8 protein-coding genes and 1 tRNA gene are annotated in these 7,485 nt (G+C 54.0%); 3 read left to right on the forward strand and 6 right to left on the reverse strand.

Annotation, left to right across the window (positions count from 1 at the left end; translation table 11 throughout):
- Positions 1 to 167: 167 nt before the first annotated feature.
- The 4 genes from rlmM to JK231_RS19405 all read right to left on the reverse strand — a co-directional run bounded on the left by rlmM (position 168) and on the right by JK231_RS19405 (position 3,257).
- Positions 168 to 1,268 carry a 23S rRNA (cytidine(2498)-2'-O)-methyltransferase RlmM gene (gene rlmM / locus JK231_RS19390; RefSeq protein WP_097117981.1) on the reverse strand — a complete coding sequence of 367 codons (1,101 nt, stop codon included), beginning with the start codon at positions 1,266 to 1,268 and terminating at the stop codon, positions 168 to 170.
- Complete coding sequence (locus JK231_RS19395) at positions 1,261 to 1,656, reverse strand: DUF423 domain-containing protein (protein WP_034823080.1); 396 nt, start codon at positions 1,654 to 1,656, stop codon at positions 1,261 to 1,263. The genes rlmM and JK231_RS19395 overlap by 8 nt, the downstream gene beginning before the upstream one ends.
- A 50-nt stretch (positions 1,657 to 1,706) precedes the next feature.
- Complete coding sequence (locus JK231_RS19400; protein ID WP_045816412.1) at positions 1,707 to 2,624, reverse strand: transcriptional regulator GcvA; 918 nt, start codon at positions 2,622 to 2,624, stop codon at positions 1,707 to 1,709.
- Between the two features lie 408 nt (positions 2,625 to 3,032).
- Positions 3,033 to 3,257, reverse strand: coding sequence for a YgdI/YgdR family lipoprotein (locus tag JK231_RS19405; RefSeq protein ID WP_034823084.1), 225 nt, complete (start codon positions 3,255 to 3,257; stop codon positions 3,033 to 3,035).
- Between the two features lie 208 nt (positions 3,258 to 3,465).
- On the opposite strand from JK231_RS19405, the gene csdA reads away from it, so the two are divergent.
- Together csdA and csdE are read left to right on the forward strand one after the other, a co-directional pair.
- A complete protein-coding gene (gene csdA, locus JK231_RS19410) occupies positions 3,466 to 4,671 on the forward strand; it encodes a cysteine desulfurase CsdA (protein ID WP_097117982.1) in 1,206 nt (401 codons plus the stop codon).
- Positions 4,672 to 4,675: 4 nt separating this feature from the next.
- Entirely contained in the window at positions 4,676 to 5,125 is a 450-nt protein-coding gene (csdE, locus tag JK231_RS19415) for a cysteine desulfurase sulfur acceptor subunit CsdE (RefSeq protein WP_097117983.1), read from the forward strand.
- Here the strand turns inward: csdE and tcdA are convergent.
- Entirely contained in the window at positions 5,113 to 5,919 is an 807-nt protein-coding gene (gene tcdA, locus JK231_RS19420) for a tRNA cyclic N6-threonylcarbamoyladenosine(37) synthase TcdA (protein ID WP_034823088.1), read from the reverse strand. The two genes, csdE and tcdA, sit on opposite strands and share 13 nt — an antisense overlap.
- Positions 5,920 to 6,051: 132 nt before the next feature.
- The gene (gene mltA / locus JK231_RS19425; RefSeq protein ID WP_211729271.1) at positions 6,052 to 7,200 is read right to left on the reverse strand and encodes a murein transglycosylase A; all 1,149 of its coding nucleotides are present in this window, start codon (positions 7,198 to 7,200) and stop codon (positions 6,052 to 6,054) included.
- Between the two features lie 204 nt (positions 7,201 to 7,404).
- On the opposite strand from mltA, the gene JK231_RS19430 reads away from it, so the two are divergent.
- A tRNA-Met gene (locus tag JK231_RS19430) sits at positions 7,405 to 7,481 on the forward strand.
- Positions 7,482 to 7,485 lie beyond the last annotated feature (4 nt).

Here is a 7,485-nt window from a genome sequence, read left to right on the forward strand (position 1 = left end):
ATACGCCAGTATGTGACCGGGGCGAACAAGCGCAGCCAACGCCGCTGTAGTGCAAAGTATGAAGCAGGATCGGCAAGTTTATTAAGTCCCCAGAGACATACATCAGTATGTGACTGGGGCGTATAAACGTAGCCAACGCACCTGTGGCGCGAAGTATGACGGGAAATTTAGCGTTCGTCGCGACGGCCGCCCACAGCCGCCCAAAGCCGGCGCACATGTACAGTAATCTCTTCCCGATCGTGATACAGCTGGCGCGCCTGAATCTGGGCATTCACGCCCTTCTCTTTCAATGCCGCATCCATCATGGCCAGATTTTGCGTCACTTCTTCATAACGCTTTTTCATCGGCAGCTTGAGGTTGAAAATCGCCTCACGGCACCAGCCGTTGACCAGCCACTCCGTCATCAAACTGGCGACGCGAACGGGTTTTTCCACCATGTCACACACCAGCCAACTAATGTTATTGCGCGATGGGCGGTATTTGAAACCGTCTTCACGGCAGTGCGTGACTTGCCCGGTATCCATGAGGCTGGGCGCCATCGGGCCGTTATCTACGGCGTACACCCACATGCTGCGTTTAACCAGCTGATAGGTCCAGCCGCCAGGACACGCGCCAAGATCCACGGCATACATGCCGCTGCCCAGGCGCTCATCCCACTCATCGGCCGGGATGAAGACGTGAAACGCCTCTTCCAGCTTCAGCGTTGAACGGCTTGGCGCATCCGACGGGAACTTGAGGCGCGGGATGCCCATATAGAATGGTGAGTTGTTCTCTGGCAGCGAGTAACCGACATAGCAGGTACCCGGTGCAATAAAGAACACATGCACCACCGGGCGTTTCGGCGATTCGTAGTTGAGCAGGATTTTGCTCTCACGCAGGCTGGCGCGCAGCGGTACGGTTAACTTACGACAGAACCTGGTCAGTTCTTTCGCTTCATTGGTATCCGGCACTTCGACACGCAGCTCGCCGCCCTTCTCCACCACACCGGTTAGCATGCCGACAATCGGGGTAATACGATCTTCTGGCGGCAAATCGCGCAGCAGTTCACCCACCACCAGCATCTGACGGGCAAAAATCAGCTCGGCAAACGGCAGCGTTTGAATCAGCTTTTCGGCATCTTCCTGCTGATAGCACTCATAGAGCACGTAACCAGAATCATCTTTGACACGGGCAAAACCGTAAACTTCACGTTCAGCGGCTTTGGCGCTGATCTCTGCCGCACACTCTTTCTCAAAGCCAGGACGGCAATAGAGTAAAACTTTATTCATGGCGATCCGCCTTTCGTTTAAGACGCAATGCGCCAATCAACATCAAGAACCAGCCAATCAGGAAGAACAACCCTCCCACTGGCGTAACAAAAACCCAAAACTTCAAGTGCGACAACGCTAAACAATACAGGCTGCCACTGAACAACACGGTGCCAAGCGCCAGCGCAGCGCTGCTCCAGTAAAACCAGATATTGGCGCGACGCAGCATGGCCGCACCCAAACCAATCACCGCCAATGTGTGATAGGCCTGATATTCAAGACCGGTATGGATCCACGCCATTTCGGCCGGGCCGAGCGATTTGCTCAGCACGTGTGCCCCAAAAGCACCAAAGGCCACCAGCAGGAATCCGCTAATGGCGGCAAACACAAACATGGCACGACTGGACATTCATTGTTCCTCAGGATGACACTGCACATCACTGTGCAGCACTCAACGCATTAGTGATCGTAGCGAAAGCGGAATTTTTCTTGTTCAGCTGCGGCTTTTTCCAGGATCCACTGACGAAAGGCGGCTATTTTACCCAGTTCTGCCTGGCTGTCATGACAAACCAGATAAAAAGCGTTTTTACTGACTAACACGTCATTAAATGGACAGACCAGCCGTCCAGCTTCAATTTCACTCTGCGCCATCACATTATTAGCCAGCGCCACGCCCTGGCCGTGAATCGCCGCCTGCAGCACCATCGCGCTATGGCTGAAGATCGGCCCCTGCTGCACATTAATGTGCTGCAATCCTAGCTGACGGATATAGGATTGCCAGTCGCGGCGCGAAGCATCATGCAGCAGCGTAAAGTGTGCCAGATCGGCGGGCGTTTTAAGCGGATGGTCGCCAGTCAGAAACATGGGCGAGCAGACCGGCAGCAAATATTCGGCATACAGTTTCTCAACCCGCAGACCCGGCCAGTTACCGCGCCCATAGAAAATCGCCACATCAACATCATCGGCCAGTTTCTCTTCATCACGGTCCACCGCCTGAATACGCACATCGATGCCCGGATAAGCCATATTAAAGCTGGAAAGACGGGGTACCAGCCATTGAATGGCAAAGCTGGGCAACAGACTGACGGTTAAGGCACCCTTCGCGCTGCGCGCCTGAAGTTTACGCGTCGCATCGTTGATAGCCGAGAAGATCTCTTTAATATCCAGATAGTAGCTTTGACCTTCTTCTGTCAGTAAAAGCGAACGATTCCTCCGTCGAAATAGCTTAAGACCGAGGAAATCTTCCAGAGATTTAATCTGGTGGCTAACAGCTGCCTGGGTGACAAACAGCTCTTCAGCGGCTTTAGTAAAGCTTAAATGGCGGGCTGCAGCATCGAAGACGCGTAAAGCATTAAGCGGTGGAAGGCGTTTAGACATGGTTTTCCATCAGCGGATTCACAAGGTAACAGTCCGACTTATACAAGGTCGTTACGTATTAGTTATTTTAATCCGAGACATTATAATTTGTCCGTTGAGGAAGCTCCAGCAAATACCTATAGTTGCCGCACTTCCTGAGCCGGAACGAAAAGATTTCTGGAAACGTGCGAGAGATCGCAGACTTTTGGAGAGCTTTTGGCTTGTGGTCGTGATGTTGTGTTTGCATTTTGATCTGACGATTGCAGATCAAGCTTTTAATTCCTGTAGATTTACCCTGTCTGTCCAAGTGATTTTATGCAGCACCGCAAATTGCGGTGCTTTTTTTTATCCTACACATCCCTGTGTACCCCTTTCGGGCCGTCACTGAAGCGACGTAAAAATTTCTCCGGGAAATTTTTGGCTTGCTGCTTACTGCCCCATCTCAACCATCTCTTTCACATCTGTACGATTGATCTGCTGCTCGTTGCCATTGGCATCTTTATAACTGATCATACCGGTTTCATCGTCAACTTTCGGTTTCCCGTCCGCTACAATGGTGCGACCATCATTGGTATGCATGACATAATTGCTGGAACAAGCAGCCAGGGTAAAGGCCATGGTACACACGGCCAGCACTGCGGCGAGTTTTTTCATCTTCTATCTCCTTGCAGATTGATTGCATTAAACCACCCGCAAGCGCTGACCAGAGGCAGCAAAAAGTGAAATCGACTGGTAAAGGTCGATTCGTTATGCGGGTTGCGGTTCAAACCTTGCAATAAATAGCATAACGCGCTTTTCCAGCTTTGCCAGCGAATCGGCCGGGTTTCAGCCTGGTCCTAAAATTGAATACAGTGGGTTTCGTATGACCATCTTCTCCCCAACCGCCTTCCGTGCGCAGTTTCCGGCATTAAGCGATGCGGGCGTTTATCTTGATAGCGCAGCCACTGCCCTGAAGCCTCAGGCTGTGATCGACGCCACATCGCAGTTCTATAGCTTGAGCGCAGGCACCGTGCATCGCAGCCAGTTCAAATCAGCACGCGACCTGACAGAGAAGTATGAACAGGCGCGCGGCCGGGTGGCCAAATGGCTGCACGCGGGCGATGACCGTCAGATTGTCTGGACGCGTGGCACCACGGAGGCCATCAATCTGGTGGCGCACAGCTGGCTGGCACCGCGCTTACAACCTGGCGATGAAATCGTAGTCAGCGAAGCCGAGCATCACGCCAATCTGGTGCCGTGGTTAAAGGTGGCACAAGCCGCAGGCGCGAAAGTGGTGAAATGGCCGATTGGCGCGGATCGTCTGCCCGATATTCGTCTACTGCCTGATTTGCTAAACGCACGCACTAAGCTGCTGGCGATTGGGCAGATGTCGAATGTCACCGGTGGCTGTCCGGATCTGGCACAGGCGATTACCCTGGCACATCATGTTGGCGCCAAAGTGATGGTAGATGGCGCACAGGGCGTGGTGCACGCGCCCCCCAACGTTCAGGCGCTGGACATCGACTTTTACGCCTTCTCCGCGCACAAGCTGTATGGCCCAATGGGGATTGGTGCGCTGTACGGCAAAGCCGAGCTGCTGGAAGAGATGGATGCGTGGCAAGGCGGCGGCAAGATGTTAACGCACGTCGACTTTAATGGCTTCACGCAGCAGGCGGTACCGTGGCGATTTGAAGCCGGCACGCCCAATGTCGCGGGCGTGGTGGGCCTGAGCGCGGCGCTGGAATGGCTGTCGCATCACCACGCTGAAAAAGCAGAGATGTGGAGCCAGCAACTGGCCAGCCTCGCCGAAGAGCAATTAGGCGAGATTCCCGGCTTTCGCAGTTTCCGTTGTGGTAATGCCAGTTTGCTGGCGTTTGATATCGCGGACATTCATCACAGCGATATTGTCACGCTGCTGGCAGAGCAGGATATTGCGCTGCGTGCCGGACAGCACTGTGCACAGCCATTAATGGCGGCACTGGGTGTTAGCGGCACCCTGCGCGTATCATTCGCCCCCTATAATAATTTGCAGGACGTGGATGCGCTGGTGCGCGCCATGCATCATGCCGTAGACCTGTTGAGTGAATAACGTTATGACCACCCTGATCGGCCCACATCCGTTTGGCGATGTGATTACTGAAGCCAGCCTGACCGAAAAATTTTCCCATTTTCATCAGTGGGAAGATCGCTATCGCCAGCTGATCCAGCTCAGCCGCCAGTTACCCGCTCTGGAAGATGACGTGAAGACGGCAGAGATTGAGCTGAGCGGTTGCGAAAATCGTGTCTGGCTGAGCAGCCAACGGCTACCCAACGGCAAACTTCACTTTTACGGCGACAGTGAAGGCCGCATCGTGCGCGGTTTGCTGGCGGTGCTGTTGACGGCGGTGGAAGGCAAAACGCCAGCCGATCTGTTAGCACAAGATCCGCTGGCGTTGTTTGATACTTTAGGCCTGCGTGCGCAGCTTAGCGCCTCACGCAGCAGTGGCTTAAAAGCGTTGGCAGATGCAGTGCAGCGCCACGCGCGCGCGCATCAAGCAGCCTGACGCGCCGCGCGTGCGAGGAATTTCTTCAACGCGTGCGACACCGCGATAAACCCGAAAGTGGCGGTCACCATGGTGGCCGCACCGAAGCCCGCCGCACAATCCATACGTTTCGGGCCTTCTGCGGTGCTTTTGGAAGTACAAACACTGCCATCCAGCTGAGGATAAACCAGCGCCTCAGTGGAAAACACGCAATCAATCCCTAACTTGCCTTTGCTGTTCTTCACCACACCAAAGTCGCCTTTCAAGCGCTCACGCAGTTTTGCCGCCAGCGGATCCTGAATAGTTTTGGCTAAATCGCTGACCTGAATCTGCGTCGGATCGATTTGCCCGCCCGCACCGCCGGTAGTGATCAGAGGGATCTTGTTACGACGACACCAGGCAATCAGCGCGGCTTTAGGGCGCACACTGTCAATTGCATCAATCACGTAATCAAAACCGGCTGACAGCATTTCAGCGGTGTTATCCGGCGTGATGAAATCATCAATGCAGATCACTTCGCACTCAGGATTTATGGCGCGAATACGCTCCGCCATCACCTCGGTTTTCGCTTGTCCTACTTTTCCTTGCAGGGCGTGGATCTGGCGATTGGTGTTGGTAATGCAGACGTCGTCCATATCGATCAGCGTGATTTTACCAATCCCGGTGCGCGCTAACGCTTCGGCGGACCACGAACCGACACCGCCGATACCAATCACACAAAAATGGGCGTCGGCAAAACGCTGCAGCGCCTCTTCCCCATACAGACGTGCCGTACCGCCAAAACGTTGCCGCCAGGCATCGCTGACTACTTTCATATCAAACCTTTTGATGCGGTGCGCATGAATACGCACCCTACAGAAACAGTGATGGACGCATTGGATCGCGAAGACTGGCGACCCATGGCAAATCAGCTGAATACTCCCGCTGATTTGCCGCAGGGAAGAATATCAATTCGCCCCGATAATCAGTGAACCATTATTGCCATTTTGCGGATTGCTGAACAGCGGCTGTCCTGCACCTGGCGCGGCTTTCAGCACCCAAACGCGGCCATAGTGATTATAAAATCCGGCAAGATGCGCAGCGTCTGGACCCACACCCTGATAGATGTCGAAGTGCTGACCTTTAATCGCCCCACCCACATCCAGTGCCACCATCAGGCGCATCTCATACTTGCCGTTAAATTTGCCCTTCTCGTTCAACTGCGGCACTTCGGCTAACAGCGCCGTACCTGCGGGAATCAATGAACGGTCGGATGCGACAGACGCTTTGGCAATCAAAGGCACTGCGCTGGCACCGCGCACCGGCACATACTCTTCTGGTTTAAAGAACACGAACGATTGGTTGGTCTCCAGCACGTCACGCACCTGCTCCGGCGTATGTTCCTGTGCCCACTGGCGAATCGCCTGCATCGACATATCTTCTCGCTTCACTTCACCACGATCGATCAGTTCTTTGCCGATACTGTGATAGGCCCAGCCATTTTTGCCGCCGTAGCCGAAGAAGCGCAGCGGGCGACCGTCGCCGAAATCAACGTAGCCGCTACCCTGCACGTCCATCATAAAGTTGTCGATCAGCGAGTTGCTCCAGGCAATCACGTAACGATTATCAAGTCCGCCACTATATATAGAAGCACGGCTCGGCAGCTTCTGACCGCGCGTGCGCGGTGGCATGCGATAAATGGGATACTGGAACTCACCCTGACGCGTGTAGCGCGCTTCCACCACAGGGGTGTAGTAGCCGGTAAACTGCACGTTACCGTAATTATCGGTGCCTTCCATCTGATAAGCGTTAAGTCCGAACTGGCTCAACTGACGGGTATCGGCACCGGAGAGCAGCCAGTTCTGAATAGCGCTGTAAGTGCCGGTGTTGCGGCTGTATAAGCCACTGGAGGCACTCTGAATCTGCTGAATCTGCACACCAAAATCTCTGCCATTCACCGGGCGCCCTTTGGCATTCGGTTCATTGACCAGCCCAAGCGGTTGCTCCAGCTTGCCATCAATATATTGCTGACCACGGTCAGTCGGTTTAGAACTACAACCTGCTAACAGCGCGAGAAACGCGCCAGTAAGTGCATACTTCGCCCAATGTCCTTTCATCACTTTCTCTTTTTCTCGGTTGTTTGCACCGCGACGATAGCAAAGGGGCAGAGAGAATGAAATCCGCCACGAGTTACCGCGCTCACATCTGTACAATTAATCGCCCAATGGCACTATTAATCACCAACTGGCTGTAAATTTAAGGCTTTAACACAAAAAGGGGTTGCATCGCCGCGCGTCGAGAGTATAGTGCGCATCCACGGACGCGGGGTGGAGCAGCCTGGTAGCTCGTCGGGCTCATAACCCGAAGGTCGTCGGTTCGAATCCGGCCCCCGCAACCAATTC

It is taken from the genome of Pantoea sp. JGM49 (assembly GCF_018257655.1).
Lineage (GTDB): Bacteria > Pseudomonadota > Gammaproteobacteria > Enterobacterales > Enterobacteriaceae > Pantoea > Pantoea communis.

Bases quoted from the DNA above. Each gene is read 5' to 3' on its own strand.
- csdE (WP_097117983.1), top strand. From the start codon at position 4,676: ATGACCACCCTGATCGGCCCACATCCGTTTGGCGATGTGATTACTGAA.
- JK231_RS19395 (WP_034823080.1), bottom strand. From the start codon at position 1,656: ATGTCCAGTCGTGCCATGTTTGTGTTTGCCGCCATTAGCGGATTCCTG.
- JK231_RS19400 (WP_045816412.1), bottom strand. From the start codon at position 2,624: ATGTCTAAACGCCTTCCACCGCTTAATGCTTTACGCGTCTTCGATGCT.
- JK231_RS19405 (WP_034823084.1), bottom strand. From the start codon at position 3,257: ATGAAAAAACTCGCCGCAGTGCTGGCCGTGTGTACCATGGCCTTTACC.
- mltA (WP_211729271.1), bottom strand. From the start codon at position 7,200: ATGAAAGGACATTGGGCGAAGTATGCACTTACTGGCGCGTTTCTCGCG.
- rlmM (WP_097117981.1), bottom strand. From the start codon at position 1,268: ATGAATAAAGTTTTACTCTATTGCCGTCCTGGCTTTGAGAAAGAGTGT.
- csdA (WP_097117982.1), top strand. From the start codon at position 3,466: ATGACCATCTTCTCCCCAACCGCCTTCCGTGCGCAGTTTCCGGCATTA.
- tcdA (WP_034823088.1), bottom strand. From the start codon at position 5,919: ATGAAAGTAGTCAGCGATGCCTGGCGGCAACGTTTTGGCGGTACGGCA.